Annotated in this window: 15 protein-coding genes; 14 read left to right on the top strand and 1 reads right to left on the bottom strand. The window is 60.1% G+C overall.

All coding sequences use genetic code 11. The annotated features are described in order from the left end of the window. Positions 1–2 precede the first annotated feature (2 nt). The 5 genes from Q4481_RS23390 to Q4481_RS23410 all read left to right on the top strand — a co-directional run bounded on the left by Q4481_RS23390 (position 3) and on the right by Q4481_RS23410 (position 4,903). Positions 3–848 carry a carbohydrate ABC transporter permease gene (locus tag Q4481_RS23390; RefSeq protein WP_304378854.1) on the top strand — a complete coding sequence of 282 codons (846 nt, stop codon included), beginning with the start codon at positions 3–5 and terminating at the stop codon, positions 846–848. A 140-nt stretch (positions 849–988) separates the two neighbouring features. Next, positions 989–1,255, top strand: coding sequence for a DUF2160 domain-containing protein (locus tag Q4481_RS23395; RefSeq protein WP_377353233.1), 267 nt, complete (start codon positions 989–991; stop codon positions 1,253–1,255). A gap of 78 nt (positions 1,256–1,333) precedes the next feature. Next, positions 1,334–3,055 (top strand): ABC transporter substrate-binding protein, encoded by a 1,722-nt coding sequence (locus Q4481_RS23400; protein WP_304378841.1) that lies wholly within the window; start codon positions 1,334–1,336, stop codon positions 3,053–3,055. A 263-nt stretch (positions 3,056–3,318) separates the two neighbouring features. After that, a complete protein-coding gene (locus Q4481_RS23405) occupies positions 3,319–4,200 on the top strand; it encodes a class II fructose-bisphosphate aldolase (RefSeq protein ID WP_304378842.1) in 882 nt (293 codons plus the stop codon). A 4-nt stretch (positions 4,201–4,204) separates the two neighbouring features. Continuing rightward, positions 4,205–4,903: an HAD-IA family hydrolase gene (locus Q4481_RS23410; protein ID WP_304378843.1), complete on the top strand. Its 699-nt coding sequence runs from the start codon at positions 4,205–4,207 to the stop codon at positions 4,901–4,903. A gap of 173 nt (positions 4,904–5,076) precedes the next feature. On the opposite strand, the gene Q4481_RS23415 is transcribed toward Q4481_RS23410, so the two are convergent. Further along, a complete protein-coding gene (locus Q4481_RS23415) occupies positions 5,077–5,982 on the bottom strand; it encodes a MurR/RpiR family transcriptional regulator (RefSeq protein ID WP_304378844.1) in 906 nt (301 codons plus the stop codon). 444 nt (positions 5,983–6,426) lie between these two features. Here Q4481_RS23415 and Q4481_RS23420 point away from each other — a divergent pair, with 444 nt between their 5' ends. The 9 genes from Q4481_RS23420 to Q4481_RS23460 all read left to right on the top strand — a co-directional run. Beyond that, the gene (locus Q4481_RS23420; RefSeq protein ID WP_304378845.1) at positions 6,427–7,413 is read left to right on the top strand and encodes a thiamine pyrophosphate-dependent dehydrogenase E1 component subunit alpha; all 987 of its coding nucleotides are present in this window, start codon (positions 6,427–6,429) and stop codon (positions 7,411–7,413) included. Between the two features lie 18 nt (positions 7,414–7,431). After that, positions 7,432–8,436, top strand: a complete 1,005-nt coding sequence (locus Q4481_RS23425; protein ID WP_304378846.1) for an alpha-ketoacid dehydrogenase subunit beta — start codon at positions 7,432–7,434, stop codon at positions 8,434–8,436. 26 nt (positions 8,437–8,462) lie between these two features. Continuing rightward, the gene (locus Q4481_RS23430) at positions 8,463–9,683 is read left to right on the top strand and encodes a transaldolase family protein (RefSeq protein WP_304378847.1); all 1,221 of its coding nucleotides are present in this window, start codon (positions 8,463–8,465) and stop codon (positions 9,681–9,683) included. Between the two features lie 12 nt (positions 9,684–9,695). Further along, complete coding sequence (locus Q4481_RS23435; RefSeq protein WP_304378848.1) at positions 9,696–11,024, top strand: acetoin dehydrogenase dihydrolipoyllysine-residue acetyltransferase subunit; 1,329 nt, start codon at positions 9,696–9,698, stop codon at positions 11,022–11,024. A 97-nt stretch (positions 11,025–11,121) separates the two neighbouring features. Beyond that, positions 11,122–12,534, top strand: a complete 1,413-nt coding sequence (gene lpdA, locus Q4481_RS23440) for a dihydrolipoyl dehydrogenase (protein ID WP_304378849.1) — start codon at positions 11,122–11,124, stop codon at positions 12,532–12,534. A 10-nt stretch (positions 12,535–12,544) separates the two neighbouring features. After that, positions 12,545–13,237, top strand: a complete 693-nt coding sequence (locus Q4481_RS23445; RefSeq protein ID WP_304378850.1) for an HAD-IA family hydrolase — start codon at positions 12,545–12,547, stop codon at positions 13,235–13,237. 43 nt (positions 13,238–13,280) lie between these two features. Further along, positions 13,281–14,213: a sugar phosphate isomerase/epimerase family protein gene (locus Q4481_RS23450; RefSeq protein WP_304378851.1), complete on the top strand. Its 933-nt coding sequence runs from the start codon at positions 13,281–13,283 to the stop codon at positions 14,211–14,213. A gap of 40 nt (positions 14,214–14,253) precedes the next feature. Further along, a complete protein-coding gene (locus Q4481_RS23455) occupies positions 14,254–15,018 on the top strand; it encodes a triose-phosphate isomerase (RefSeq protein WP_304378852.1) in 765 nt (254 codons plus the stop codon). 26 nt (positions 15,019–15,044) lie between these two features. Beyond that, positions 15,045–15,211 (top strand): thiamine pyrophosphate-binding protein (locus tag Q4481_RS23460; RefSeq protein WP_304378855.1); only part of this gene is annotated, 167 nt, incomplete at its 3' end.

Genomic DNA, 15,211 nt, shown 5'->3' on the forward strand with positions numbered 1-15,211 from the left:
ATATGTCTACCGCGTCTGCAACCACACCATTTCCCAGGCGGAAAAAGCCGGTCTCCTTCGGCTGGCTGGTGCCAACCCTTTACATCGTCTTCCTGATGATCCCGATCTACTGGCTCGTCAACATGAGCTTCAAGGACAATAACGAGATCATGTCCACCTTCTCGTTGTGGCCGCTGAACCCGACGATCCGGAACTATGTTGTGATCTTCACCGATCCGTCCTGGTACAATGGCTATATCAATTCGATCACCTATGTGGTGATGAACACGGTGATCTCGGTTCTGGTCGCCCTTCCGGCAGCCTATGCCTTCTCGCGCTACCGTTTTCTGGGCGATAAACACCTGTTCTTTTGGCTTCTGACCAACCGCATGGCGCCGCCGGCCGTTTTCGCGCTGCCCTTCTTCCAGCTCTATTCGGCCTTCGGCCTGATCGATACCCATATCGCGGTGGCGCTGGCCCACTGCCTGTTCAATGTGCCACTGGCGGTCTGGATCCTGGAAGGCTTCATGTCGGGCGTACCGAAGGAGATCGATGAAACCGCCTATATCGACGGCTATTCGTTCCCGCGCTTCTTCGTGAAGATCTTCATGCCGCTCATCGCTTCGGGCATCGGCGTCTCGGCTTTCTTCTGCTTCATGTTCTCATGGGTGGAACTGCTGCTGGCCCGGACCCTGACAACGACCGATGCCAAGCCGATTGCCGCGACCATGACGCGCACGGTCTCCGCGTCCGGCATGGACTGGGGCGTGCTTGCCGCAGCCGGTGTGCTGACCATCATTCCCGGTGCGCTCGTGATCTACTTTGTCCGCAACTATATCGCCAAGGGCTTTGCCCTGGGGAGGGTCTGATGAACCGTTCCACTCGCTGGATCGTGCCGCTTGGTCTGATCTTTCTGCTCTTCGCCGTCGGTGTCTGGCTTCTCGTTCGGCTCCTGCCGGTCAAGGACGGCGTCACCGATTGGCTTGCGCCACTCGTCGCGGGTGGCTGGATGGCCTGGACGTTGCCGACGGCTCTGTTCTTCATGGTCATCCTGGCATTGCTGGCCATGATGGCCGTTTGGGAATTTGCAGCCCCCGGCGGCAGTCCGCGGGTCGGCATTCTCCGCTTCGAAACAACGCGCGGCGATCGCCTGTTCATTTCGCTGCTCGGCTCGGCATTCATTCATCTCGCATGGTTGGGTCTGATCGGGCCCAACCTGTGGTGGGCCCTGGCCCTGTCTGTGGTCTACGCCATCGGCGTCTTCAGGCTGGTCTGAGGCTCGGGAGGAAACGGGACGATCCGGCTGCCACCGAACCGTCCCTCTATCGCAATCGCAAACCCCAGGGAGGATTTAATGCGAAAGCAATTGCTGACAACCACAACCGCCATGCTTCTGGCGATGACCGGCATGGCCTTTGCCGGCATGGACGAGGCCAAGCAGTTTCTTGACAAGGAAATCGGCGACCTGTCAACGCTCGATCGCGCGGGCCAGGAAGCGGAAATGCAATGGTTCATCGATGCGGCCAAGCCGTTCTCGGGCATGGAAATCAAGGTCGTTTCCGAAACCATCACCACCCATGATTACGAATCCAAGGTGCTTACCAAGGCATTCTACGATATTACCGGCATCAAGGTCACCCACGACCTTCTGCAGGAAGGTGACGTCGTCGAAAAGCTGCAGACCCAGATGCAGTCGGGCGAAAATATCTATGACGCCTATGTCAACGACAGTGACCTGATCGGCACCCACTGGCGTTACCAGCAGGCTCGCTCGCTGACCGATTTCATGGCCAACGAAGGCAAGGACGTCACCAACCCGAACCTCGATATCGACGACTTCATCGGCAAGTCCTTCACGACTGCGCCGGATGGCAAGCTCTATCAGCTGCCCGACCAGCAGTTCGCCAACCTCTACTGGTTCCGTTACGACTGGTTCAACGACGAGAAGAACAAGGCCGATTTCAAGGCCAAGTATGGCTACGATCTCGGCGTGCCGGTCAACTGGTCGGCCTATGAAGACATCGCCGAATTCTTCACCGGTCGCGAAATCGACGGCAAGAAAGTCTATGGTCACATGGACTACGGCAAGAAGGATCCGTCTCTCGGCTGGCGCTTCACCGATGCCTGGCTCTCGATGGCCGGTAACGGCGACAAGGGCATTCCGAATGGTCTTCCGGTCGATGAATGGGGCATCAAGGTCGACGAGAATTCGCGTCCGGTCGGTTCCTGCGTTGCCCGCGGTGGCGACACCAACGGCCCGGCTGCGGTCTACTCAATCGACAAATATCTCGAATGGCTCAAGAAATTCGCGCCTGCCGCTGCCCAGGGCATGACCTTCGGCGAAGCTGGCCCGGTTCCGGCCCAGGGTGAAATTGCCCAGCAGATCTTCTGGTACACCGTCTTTACCGCTGACATGGTCAAGGACGGTCTGCCAGTCGTCAATGCTGACGGCAGCCCGAAATGGCGTATGGCGCCTTCGCCGCACGGTGTCTACTGGAAGGAAGGCATGAAGCTTGGCTATCAGGACGCCGGTTCCTGGACCCTGCTCAAGTCTACCCCGGATGACCGCGCCAAGGCAGCCTGGCTCTATGCCCAGTTCGTTACGTCCAAGACGGTTGACGTCAAGAAGAGCCATGTCGGCCTGACCTTCATCCGTCAGTCGACGCTTGACCACAAGTCGTTCACCGAACGTGCACCGAAGCTCGGCGGTCTGATCGAGTTCTACCGCTCGCCGGCCCGTCTGCAATGGTCGCCGACCGGTACCAACGTTCCGGACTATCCGAAGCTGGCCCAGCTCTGGTGGCAGGCGATCGGCGATGCGGCTTCGGGCGAGAAGACATCCCAGGAAGCGCTGGATTCGCTCTGCGCCGAACAGGAAAAGGTTCTCGGCCGCCTGGAAAAAGCAGGCATTCTCGGCGATATCGGACCGAAGCTCGCCGAAGAGCACGATCTTGCCTACTGGAACGCCGACGCCGTCAAGAACGGTCATCTCGCTCCGCAGTTGAAGGTGGAGAACGAGAAGGAAAAGCCGATCACCGTCAACTATGACGAGCTGGTCAAGAGCTGGCAGAAGTAAGCAACCTGATCCAATAGCATCGAAAGCCGCCGGTACAACTCTGTGCCGGCGGTTTGTTTTTGGAAAATGTTTACATATACAAAAGCCTTGTAGATCATAATCTAAGGAGCAATTCGATGTCGATCGTTGATTGTCTTGGAATTCAGTTATTGAAAGTAAGAAAATTATTTACAAAAGCACCCGATGCGTTTAGGTAATTTGGTCATGAAGCCGGGTCGCATGTTGGCGGGTAGACGGCAAACACAATCGACGGGATGGAGACAATGGCACTAGTAACGATGGGACCGATGCTGAAGCGCGCGCAGGCGGCCCGATATGGCATCGCCGCATTCAACATGATCGACTATAACAGCGCCCGATCGATCATTGAGGGCGCCAATGATCTCAAGGCGCCGATCATCGTCCAGGTCTCGGTCAAGACGATCAAACATTGGGGCTACAAGGCGATTGCGACTTGGGTTCGCATGCTGGCGGACGATGTGGATGTGCCTGTGGCCTTGCATCTCGACCATTGCAGCGATGCCGATGTCATCCGTCGCTGTATCGATGCCGGCTGGACCTCCGTGATGTTCGATGGTTCCGCACTGCCATTTGCCGACAACAAGGCGCAATCCGAAGCGATCTATGCCATCACGGAGGCGGCTGGTGTCGGCCTCGAAGCCGAAATCGGCGCCATTGGCGGTGTCGAGGACGACAAGTTCGTGGCGGAAGATGCCGCCATACTCGCCAATTACGACGAATGCGTCGCTTTTGTTTCCGCCATGCCGAACCTTGCGGTCTTTGCGCCGGCTATCGGCACTGCCCACGGATTTTACAAGGGCACGCCCAAGATCGCCTATGATCTGCTCGAACGGATCACAGCAACCATCCCCATTCCGATTGCGTTGCACGGCGGTACCGGCCTCAGCCAGGAGCAATTCGACCGCTGCATCGCCGGCGGCTGTGCCAAGGTCAATATCTCGACCATGCACAAGCATCGCTTCATCGAGGGCTTCGTCAACCTGCATGCCGAGAAGCCGAAGCTGGCCGAGCCATTGCCCTTCATCGTCGCCCAGTATGACGCAATGAAGCGCGATGTGCATGACATGATCCGTGCCTTCGGCTCCGAGGGCAAGGCGGTGCATGCGGCCGGTGAGGGAGCATAAGGCAATGCAGGCGCTGATTTTCGATTGCGACGGGGTGCTCGTCGATACCGAGCGGGACGGCCATCGCGTGGCCTTCAACGAGGCCTTTGCGGCACTTGGGCTGAAACGCGAATGGAGCGTGGAACGCTACGGAGAACTGCTGCTGACAGCTGGCGGCAAGGAGCGGATGCGGCGCGATTTCGACGAGGCCGGTTGGCCTCAGTCGTCGCTCGATCATGACGCGCTGATCGCCAGCCTGCACAAGGCCAAGACCGATATTTTCATGCGGCTGATCGAGAGCGGTCGCTTGCCGCTCCGGCCCGGGATCGCCCGCATCGTCGATGAAGCGATCGGGCAGGGGATCAAGCTCGCGGTCTGTTCCACGTCCAATGAGCGGGCGGTGCAGGCGGTCGTCGATGTGATGCTCGGGGCGGAGCGCGCCACCCATATACGGGTCTTCGCCGGCGATATGGTGGCGGCCAAGAAGCCGGCGCCGGACATCTATCTGATGGCGGCCCGCGAGCTCAATCTCGATCCGTCACGCTCTATGGTGATCGAGGATAGCAACAATGGCCTGCGGGCGGCCAAGGCGGCCGGCATGAACTGCATCGTCACCATATCCTCCTATACGGCAGATGAGGATTTCTCGCTGGCTGATCGTGTGGTCGACGATCTCGACAGCGGTAAAATCGACATTGCCGCCTGCCGGGCCATCATTGGCTGAGCGACGCGCCCCGGCTGGCTGCCACGGAACTGGCGATGAGTTCGCTGGCACCTGGCGGCCGGCTTTTCACATGTCGGGGTGAAGCGCCGTCAGACTTCAGCCCCGATCGCAGCCCCTAAGGCAGTCAATATTGCAACTGGATGCTCGCCTGGACATCGAACGGCAGGGGCCTCTCAATCCTTACCGTTTGCCTTTCCGCGATAGCGCTTTTCCAGCGCCTCTCCCGTGGTCTTGAGGGCTTTGCTGGCCTTGTCTCCGACACGGAAGAGCGCCGAGACATAAAGCACGTCGATCAGGAACAACTGGCTGGCGCGGCCTTCCAGAAAATCGCCGTGCAACGGCACAATCTGCTGGCCGCCGCTCCACGTTGCCAACACCACATCGGCGGCTTTCGCAACCTCGGAGTTCGGATTGCTGGTAATCGCGATCGTTGTGCACTTGTTGGCGCGAGCGAGCAGCAGCGAGTCGGCAATGGTCTGGGTACTGCCCGTATGCGAGATCCCGACCAGAACGTCATTCTCTGTCAAGGTCGATGCAACGATGGTCTGGGTATAGCCATCGCGATAGCTGGTGGCTTCAAAGCCGGCCTTGAGGAAAACGTGGGCGGCTTCGTCGCAGATCGCTGCAGCGCCACCCACGCCGACAAAGACGATCCGGCGCGAACGCACCAGTGCATCCACGGCCTGCTCGAGCCGGTGCGCATCCAGCATGCGCTGCGTTCCGGCTATGCCCGAAACCAGAAGGCCGGCAAGCTTGCTGGACGTGGAAATCAGCGAATCGTTGTCATCGATTTCCAGGGGCAGGTTGACGATCGGCGCCCGGTTGCGGGTCCCTTCGGCCAGTGACAGTTTCATGTCCGGATAGCCGTCATAACCAAGCGCACGACTGACGCGGCTGATTGTGGCTTCACTGACGCCCAGTGTGCGCCCAAGCTCAGTGATGGAGGAATCCAGTCGTTTGCCCGCATTGTTGCGCAGATAGTCCGCGACAATCCTTTCCGATTTTCTCAGGGTGCCGTAGCGCTCCTGGATACGTTCCAGCAGGTCGCCCAGTTCGGGCTCGGGTGGGATCTCATTCATGGACTGGTTCGCTTTTTGGAAAGTGGTGACTAACGCCCGGTTGACCTAGGTACCATGTCCTTTGACGGATGAAAAGTTTACTCATGATGCAGTTTTAACCTTTCGCTTGCGTTGCGCCGTCTCCCGGACGCGGCCGCGTTGCAAAAAAGCTGGATTTGTCTGCTGCAGCGCATGGAAGAAATTTTCGAAACATCAGAAATCGCACCTTCCGCTTTCAGGGCGCAAAGACTTAGCAGTCCTTGGAAAATAGTTTCACGTTTTTTGAACGCGGAAAAAATGTCGATAAATCAATGATAAAATTGAATGCTCTCGCAATTTCGTCGTGAGAGAAGCCAATTTTCAGAAATAATCAGTTTGTGAAGAAAATTTTCTCGACATCGAATTTGCCGCGTGTTAGACGGTTTTTCAACAACAATTTGGCGACATTGCAGGGAGGAAGGATCCATGCCGACAACGGCGAGCAAGGCAAATGCACCCTCCAGGGAGCTCCTGGAGAAACTTTTCAGAACCGCATACAAGATCCGGGTCTTCGAGACCGAGGGCATCAAGCTCTATCGTCAGGGTCTCATCCGCGGCTATTTCCATCCCTATCTCGGGCAGGAAGGCATCGCGACCGGCGTCTGCGCGGCGCTGAGCGAAGGCGATTTCATTGCCTCGACCCACCGTGGTCACGGCCACTGCATTGCCTGGGGTGCGGACGTGAAGCGCATGGTCGCCGAGCTTCTGCAAAAGGAGACCGGCTATTGCCGCGGTTATGGTGGCTCGATGCATATTGCCGATATCAAGGTCGGCAATCTTGGCGCGAACGGCATTGTCGGTGCTGGCACGCCGCTCGGCGTCGGCGCAGCCCTCGCCAATCAGATCAAGGGCAATGACGCTGTTACCGTCACCTTCTCAACCGATGGTGCTTCCAACAACGGCACCTTCCTGGAATCGCTCAATCTTGCGGCGATCTGGAACCTGGCCTTCGTGCTGGTGGTCGAGAACAACCAGTATGCGGTGTCGACCCGCATCGAGGAATCCACCCGGGAGACCGATCTGTACAAACGCGGTATCGCCATAGGCGTCGAAAGCTATCAGGTCGACGGCAACGATCCGCTGGCGGTTTACAATCTGACCCGCGAAGCGGTTGAAAAATGCCGCCAGGGCAAGGGCCCGATCCTGATCGAGGCCAAGACCTACCGCCATATGGGCCATCATGTGAACGACCCGGGCAAATACATGCCGGCCGACCGGCTTGCCTATTACAAGGAACGCGACCCCGTCGACCGCGCCCGCAATGCCCTGCTCGAAATGACCAGCATCGACAAGTCGCTGATCGAGGCGATCGAGGCCGAGATCAAGCAGGAATTCGACGATGCCGTCGAATTCTCGAAAGCGAGCGGCGAAGTGACGCTCGAGAGTTTCCGTCAATTCGTTGACGCTTACTGATTGCCGGGGAGAGAGAAAATGGCACGAGAAATCATGTATCGCGACGCTCTGCGTGAGGCGATCGACGAGGAAATGGCCCGCGACAGCACCGTCTTCATCATCGGTGAAGGCATCGCCGAGCGCGGTGGCTCCTACAAGGTCACGGAAGGCCTGCTGGACAAGTATGGCGCCAAGCGCGTGCGCGACACGCCGATTGCCGAAGCCGGCATGATCGGAGTCGGTGTCGGGGCGGCGATTGCCGGCGCCCGGCCGATCGTAGAAATTCTCTATATAGATTTTGCCATGCTCGGCATGGACATGATCGTCAACCAGGCTGCCAAGTTCCGCCTGATGACGGGTGGCGATGGCCGCGTGCCCTTCGTCATGCGCACCCAGGGCGGCACCGGTGGCGGTGTTGCTGCACAGCATTCGCAGAGTCTTGAAGCGCTGTTCTATCACATTCCCGGCCTCAAGGTGGTGATGCCATCCACGCCAGCTGATGCCAAGGGCCTCTTGAAATATGCGCTGCGCCAGCCCGATCCGGTCATGTTCCTTGAACACAAGCATCTTTACATGACCAAGGGCATGGTGCCGGATGGCGAGCATGTCATCGAGTTCGGCAAGGGTGACATCAAGCGACCCGGCAAGGATGTGACGCTGATTGCCTGGTCCAACATGATCCCGCGTACGCTGGAAGCCGCTGAACGGCTGGCGGCAGAGGGCATCGACGCCGAAGTTATCGATCCGCGCACGCTGGTGCCGCTCGACAAGGAGATGATCCTGACCTCGATCGCCAAGACCAACCGCGCGGTCATCGTGCAGGAAGCGGTCCGCCGCGGTGGGGTCGCCTCCGACATCGCCTCGATCATTCAGGAAGAAGCCTTCTATGATCTCGACGCACCGATCGAGATCGTCGCCGGCCTCAACATTCCCATCCCCTTCAATCTCGAACTCGAAAAGGCCTCCGTGCCCCAGGTCGATGACATCGTGCTTGCCGCCCGCAGAAGCCTGCATGCCAAGCCGATGGCGCTGGCCGCCGAGTGAGCAAAAGCCGAGACAGGAAAACGATCATGTCACTGCATGTATTGGAGAAGCTCGCGGCCACGAACCCGGACTGCGAGATCTGGTGGGACTCCTCACCGCTGGTTTATGCCGGCTGGAAGGCAGAAGTCCTCGCCAACGCGCCGGCTGAAAAGCGGGCCGATTGGGACGCACAGCTGACCCGGCTGTTCGATCCGGCGACGATCCAGGCCGAGGGCACAATGGGCTTCCGTGGTGTCACCACAAATCCGCCCTTGTCGTTGCAGGCAATCCAGGCCGATCCCGCCTTCTGGGCGGAAGAAATCCGCACCATGGCCTCGCGCATGGATCCCTCCGATATCGAGGGCATCTACTGGGCCATCTATCTCGATGTCGTTCGCCGTGGCGCTGAAATGGTGCGCCCCGTCTTCGACAAGTCGGGTGGCAAATATGGCTATGTCTCCGGCCAGGTCGATCCGCGTTTCGTGACCGAAGGCGAGCGCATGCTGGCCCAGGGTCTCGAGTTGGCCGCGATTGCGCCGAATGTCATGGTCAAGATCCCCGGCTCGAAAGAAGGCTATGAGGTGATCGAGGAACTGACCGCGCGGGGCATATCCACCAACAACACGACCTCATTCACCGTGCCGCAATATGTGGCCTGCATGAATGCCGTGTCGCGCGGTCTGGAACGCGCAAAGGCCAATGGCGTCGATCTCAGTCGCTGGCGCTCTGTGATCACCCACATGTCGGCTCGGCTCGGTAATGTCGGCGACCTCAAGGTGCAGGCCGAAGCAAGAGGGCTGGCGCTTTCGCCTGAAGAGATCATGTATGGCGAACTGGCCGTGCTCAAGCGTGCCTATCGTTATGGCAAGGAAATCGGCCATCCCAGCAAGATGCTGCAATGCTCGATGCGGGTATTCGATGACGCCCCGGGCGGCAAGGCATCGAGCTGGCACATTTCCAAGATTGCCGGCGGTGACTTCGTCTATACCTGCCCGCCCGGCTACATCGCCCAGCTTATGAAGGCCGAAGACCGGCTCGAACCCTTTGACGCCAATGCCATCAACGAGGATGCGCCGGCGGAAGTGATCGAGAAGCTGATGCGCATTCCCTATTTCCGGCAGGCCTATGAATTCGACGGCATGAAGCCGGAAGAATTCTGCCGCTTCGGAGCCTTTTCGTCGACGGCGACCGAATTTGCCGCCGCCACACGCCGCACGGTCGATTTCGTCGCCCAGTCGGTCGAATCCATGCTGCGTCGCGTGGCCTGAGGAGGAATAAACATGGCACGTCCCATCCTGATGCCGCAGGTCGGCCAGGACCTTACCGAAGGCAAGGTTACTGCGATCCTCGTCAAAGTCGGCGACAAGGTGAAGAAGGGCGACATCGTCGCCGAAGTGGAATCCGAAAAGGCGGTGTTCGAAGTCGAATGTTTCGAAACCGGTACGATCATCGATATCGCCTACAAGGTGGGCGACATGGCCGTTGTCCTCGAACCGCTGATGATGGTGGGCGAGGAAGGCGAAGTGTACGAAAAGGCCGCCGCCCAGGCTCCGGCTGTCGCACCGCCTGCCGTAGTCGAAGTCGCTGCGCCTGCGGTTTTGGCTACAAAGTCGGTCCCCGCCCAGGTCGAGGCACTTGCCCCGGCAACGGCACTTGCGGTTGGTGGCGGCTCCTCTCCGCTGGCACGCCGTCTTGCTGTCCAGGCGGGGATCGACATTACCAGCGTCGCTGGCAGTGGTCCGCGTGGCGCTGTCGTCAAGCGCGATATCGAAGCCTTCCAGAAGAATGCGCCCAAGGGTTCGGTGCTGGCTTTCACCGGCGCCTCGCGCGGTGTCGCCGCCAAGGCGGGTGACAGCGTGATCAAGAGCCTGCAGGCAGGCACGGGCGATCCGGTCCTGTTCATCCACGGTTTCGGCAGCGAGCTTTCCTCCTGGCGGCCTTTCGTCTCCCAGCTCGGTATCGCAAATACGGTGCTGGCGGTCGATCTGCCGGCCCATGGGGCAGCTGCAACCGGGAGTGCCGGGGATTTCGATGCCATTGTGCAGTCCGTCCGCTCGGCCATGGCGGCTGAGGGGCTCGAACGGGTGCATCTGGTCGGCCATTCGCTGGGTGCGGCCGTTGCCGCGGCCATCGCAGGCGGTGGCGATCTCGATGTCCGGTCGCTGACGCTGATTGCGCCGGCCGGCCTCGGACCGAGAATCAATGGTGACTTTGTCTCAGGCTTCCTCTCCTCGTCTTCCGAACCGGCACTGAAAGCCTGGCTCGACCTGCTGGTGGCCGATCCGGCCAAACTGCCCGGTGTGCTGGTGCGCGCCACGCTGTCTGCCCGCGAGGCAGGCCCTGTGGTCGAAAATCAGGCGCGGCTGGCGGCTGGCGTCTTTGCCGGCTGCACCCAGCTGTTTTCGGTGCGCGAGGCGCTGGCCCGTTACGAGGGTCCGGCCCGGATCATCGTTGGCCAGCAGGACAGGATCGTGCCGGCGGACCATGCCGAGGCCGCCCCGGCTCAGGTCGCGGTCAACCGGCTCCCTGGTGTCGGCCATCTGCCGCAGCTCGAAGCCGCTCCGCTCGTCGGCCGGCTTGTGGCCCAAACCATCCGAAGCGCCGGCTGAGCGCTTCTCCTCCCGGACCCCGCTACGGTGACCCCCTGTCGGCGTAGCGGGGCTTTTTCTCCGCCTGAGGTGGATCGATCCCGAAAGGAAGGCCAGGATGTCGGCCTATGACGTCATCATTGTCGGTGCCGGGCCGGGCGGCTATGTCGCGGCCATCCGCGCCGCGCAACTCGGCCTTCGGGTCGCAATTGTCGAACGCGATCATCTCGGCGGCATCTGCCTCAACTGGGGCTGCATTCCCACCAAATCGCTCCTGCATTCTGCCGAAATTCACACCTCGCTCCGGCATGCGGCAACTTTCGGGGTGACGGCAGGGCAGACGGACATCAGCCTTGTCGATATGGTCAAGCGTTCGCGCCAGACAGCGGGACAGCTCAATGCCGGCGTGCAGTTCCTGCTCAAGAAGAACAAGGTCGATCTGATCTGGGGCCAGGCATTTGTAACGGCGCCAGGTTGTCTTCAGATCTCGCCTAGCCAGACCCCGGCACCGTCAGGGGCACTGGGTGCGGGCGCTTATGAAGCGGCCAATATCATCATTGCCACCGGCGCCCGCGAACGTCCCTTGCCGGGGCTGCAACCCGATGGCAAACGCGTCTGGTCCTATCGCCATGCCATGACGGCGGAAACATTGCCGGCCTCGCTCGCTATCATCGGTGCCGGCGCCATCGGGGTCGAGTTCGCCAGCTTTTACCAGTCTCTGGGCGCGAATGTGACGCTGGTCGAGCGGCTGGACCGTATCCTGCCGCAGGAAGATGCCGAAATCAGCGATGCGATGGCAAAACTGCTCAAGAAGCGCGGCATCGGCATTTCCACGGGCTGCTCGGTCGGCAATGTCGAGATCGGGCAGTCCGCAGTGAGGCTTCAACTGGACGAAGCGGATGGAACATCGCGGATCATCGAATGCGAAACGGTCCTCTGTGCTGCTGGCGTCATTGCCAACAGCGAAGGGCTTGGGCTGGAGACTGTTGGTGTTGCCTTGAAAAATGGTGTGATCACGACGGATCCCGCAGGCCGGACCTCGGTTGCGGGCATCTGGGCCATCGGCGATGTCGCGGGCCCGCCGATGCTGGCCCACAAGGCCGAGCATGAGGGTATCCGCGCGGTGGAAGCCATTGCCGGCCTTGGCAGCGACCATACAAAGCCCATCATTCCCGGCGCGGTCTTTGCCACCCCGCAAGTGGCTTCCGTGGGCCTCACTGAAGCGGCAGCGCTCGCAGCCGGCAAGGAAATTACCATCGGCCGCTTCACTTTCCGTGGCAATGGCAAGGCGGTGACGCTGGGCGAGACGGATGGTTTCGTGAAGACCGTGTTCGATGCTGTCACAGACCGGTTGCTGGGCGCGCATATGCTCGGACCCAATGTCAGCGAAATGGTGGCGCTCTTTTCCTTCGCGCTGTCGGTCGGTGCCACGCGCGACCAGCTGGCCCACACAGTGTTTCCACATCCGACCCTGTCTGAAGCTATGCACGAAGCGGTGCTGGCGGCCGGCGGCCAGGCCATCCATGCCTGAGGATCATCTTATGAATGTCACATCCGCCACCATCATCTTCGATCTCGACGGCACGCTTGTCGACAGTGTGCCCGATCTCGCCAATGCGCTCGACCGGCTGATGGTCGAAGAGGGTCTGCCGACGATCGGTCGGGCGCGCGCGCGCGACCTCATCGGTCACGGCATCGGTGCCTTTATCAAATCCGCCTTCTCCTTTCATAGGGTGCCGCTCGACGAGACGCGGCAGAGTGAACTGGTCAGACGCTTCAAGTCGATCTATGCCGAGGCGCTGGCCGATGAAACGATCGTCTATCCTCTTGTTCCCGAAGTGCTGTCGGGATTTCGGGACCATGGGTTCCGGATGGGCGTCTGCACCAACAAGGACGAAATCTTTGCGCGCGCGATCCTCGCGCAACTGGGTCTCGAGAGTTATTTTTCCGTGGTCGCGGGGCCGGATACGTTTGGCTTCACCAAGCCCGATCCCCGCCATCTGACCGCGACCATCGCCGCTGTCGGCGGCGATGGTCCCACGATCTATGTCGGCGATTCCGATGTTGATGCGAGGACTGCGATTGCTGCGCATGTACCGATGGTCATTCTCCGGCATGGCTATTGCAAAGTACCGCATGAGTCATTGGGCGCCGATCTGCTGATCGACGGATTTGCCGAGTTGCCGGCTGCTGTGGCGACACTTGTTGCCGAAGTCGAGCGCTGCCGGGCATGACAGGTGGCCGCGATCGGCCAGACATTGGAGGAGGAGCTTTGATATGCCCCTGAGACTATCGCTGAACACCAATCCGCTGATCAACCGCATTGCGGATGAGGACGAGTTGATCGAGACCATTGGAAACAAGATCAGGATCGGCTATGTCCAGCTGACGCCGGAATTCATCAATCCGTCCTGGCCGGCTTCAACCATCCGCAAGCGCGTGCGCGCATTCCGGGCGGCAATGGAGCGCACCGGGGTGAGGATCACCTCGGTTATGACCAGCACCTATGGGCGGCTCAATCACTTCGGCCATCCCGACGAGGGCGTGCGCGCCTATTATCTCGACTGGTTCAAGACGCTCGCCGATATTGCTGGCGACCTGGGTGCGGAAAGCATCGGCTCGCAATTCGCTGTCTTCACCAAGAGCGATTACGACGATCCCATCCGCCGCGATGCACTGATCGAAACCGTTATGGATTGCTGGCGCGCGGTGGCCGAGCATGGCAAGGCGGCGGGGCTCGATTACCTGTTCTGGGAGCCGATGTCGGTGGGTCGCGAATTCGGCCATACAATTGCCGAATGCCGCCGGTTCGACAAAAGGGTCAACTCGGCCGGTCTGGCGCTGCCCTTCAGGATGATCGTCGATATCGACCATGGGGATGTCACTTCAGACAATCCTGCCGACACCGATCCCTATGCCTGGGCGGCGGCCTTTCCGCAGGAATCACCGATCATCCACGTCAAGCAATCATCGATGAACAAGGGCGGTCACTGGCCCTTCACGGCACAGCACAACAAGGATGGCCGCATCCAGCCGGAGAAGCTGATCCGCACGGTCAAGGATGCTGGCGGCACCGACAATGAAATCTGCATGGAACTGTCTTTCCGCGAACGCGAGCCGACCGACAGCCATGTTGTGGATATGCTGCGGGAATCGGTCGCCTATTGGGAGCCGCATATCGATACCGGTTTCAACGGGTTCAAGGGCTGAGGCAACGCCCCCTCGCGGGCGATAATGACGGGAGAGCAATATGGCCAAGACGGTCTGGGTCGGCACGAGCTGGAAGATGAACAAGGTGCTTTCGGAGGCGCTGGCCTATGCCGACGGGCTGAAGGCAGCCGATAGCCGCCGCCATGAGCGTGTCCGGCGCTTCATCGTTCCGTCCTATACGGTACTGCGCGAGGTCAAGGCGCGGCTGGCGGGCACCAGCGTTATGGTTGGCGCGCAGAACATGCACTGGGACGAAGGCGGCGCCTGGACCGGCGAAGTCTCGCCATCGATGCTGACTGATTGCGGGCTGGACATGGTCGAGCTTGGCCATAGCGAACGCCGCGAATTTTTCAACGAGACCGACGAGACAGTCGGCAAGAAGACCGAGGCCGCCGTCCGCCACGGGCTGGTGCCGATCGTCTGCATCGGCGAAACGCTGGCCCAGCGGCAGGCCGGAGAAGCTGACGAGGTGCTGCGTCGGCAGGTCGAGGTGGCACTCTCCTTCCTCAAGCCCGAACAGTACAAGGCCGAGATCCTGATCGCCTACGAGCCGGTCTGGGCCATCGGCGTCAACGGCATTCCCGCCACCATCGATTACGCCAATGATCGCCACGAAAAGATCGCAGCGGTGGCTGCCAACATGCTCGGCCGCCGCGTGCCGATCCTCTATGGCGGCTCGGTCAATCCGGACAATTGTGCCGAACTGGTGTCGCAGCCAGATATTGACGGTCTCTTCATCGGCCGCTCGGCCTGGACCGCCGAAGGCTATCTCGACATTCTCGACCGGGTCGCAAGGGCGATCTGATCCCGTCTCAGACAAAGGACATTTTCATGCAGCCGTCGCTCCACAATCGCATGGCGAATGCGATCCGTTTCCTTTCCATGGACGCCGTTGAGAAGGCGAATTCGGGCCATCCGGGTCTTCCGATGGGGGCGGCCGATATTGCCACGGTGCTGTTTACGCAGTTCCTGAAGTTCGATCCGAAGGCGCCGCTGTG

Origin of the sequence: Fluviirhizobium alvei, assembly GCF_030551875.1 — a bacterium.
In the GTDB taxonomy this organism is placed as follows: Bacteria; Pseudomonadota; Alphaproteobacteria; order Rhizobiales; family Rhizobiaceae; genus Rhizobium_E; species Rhizobium_E alvei.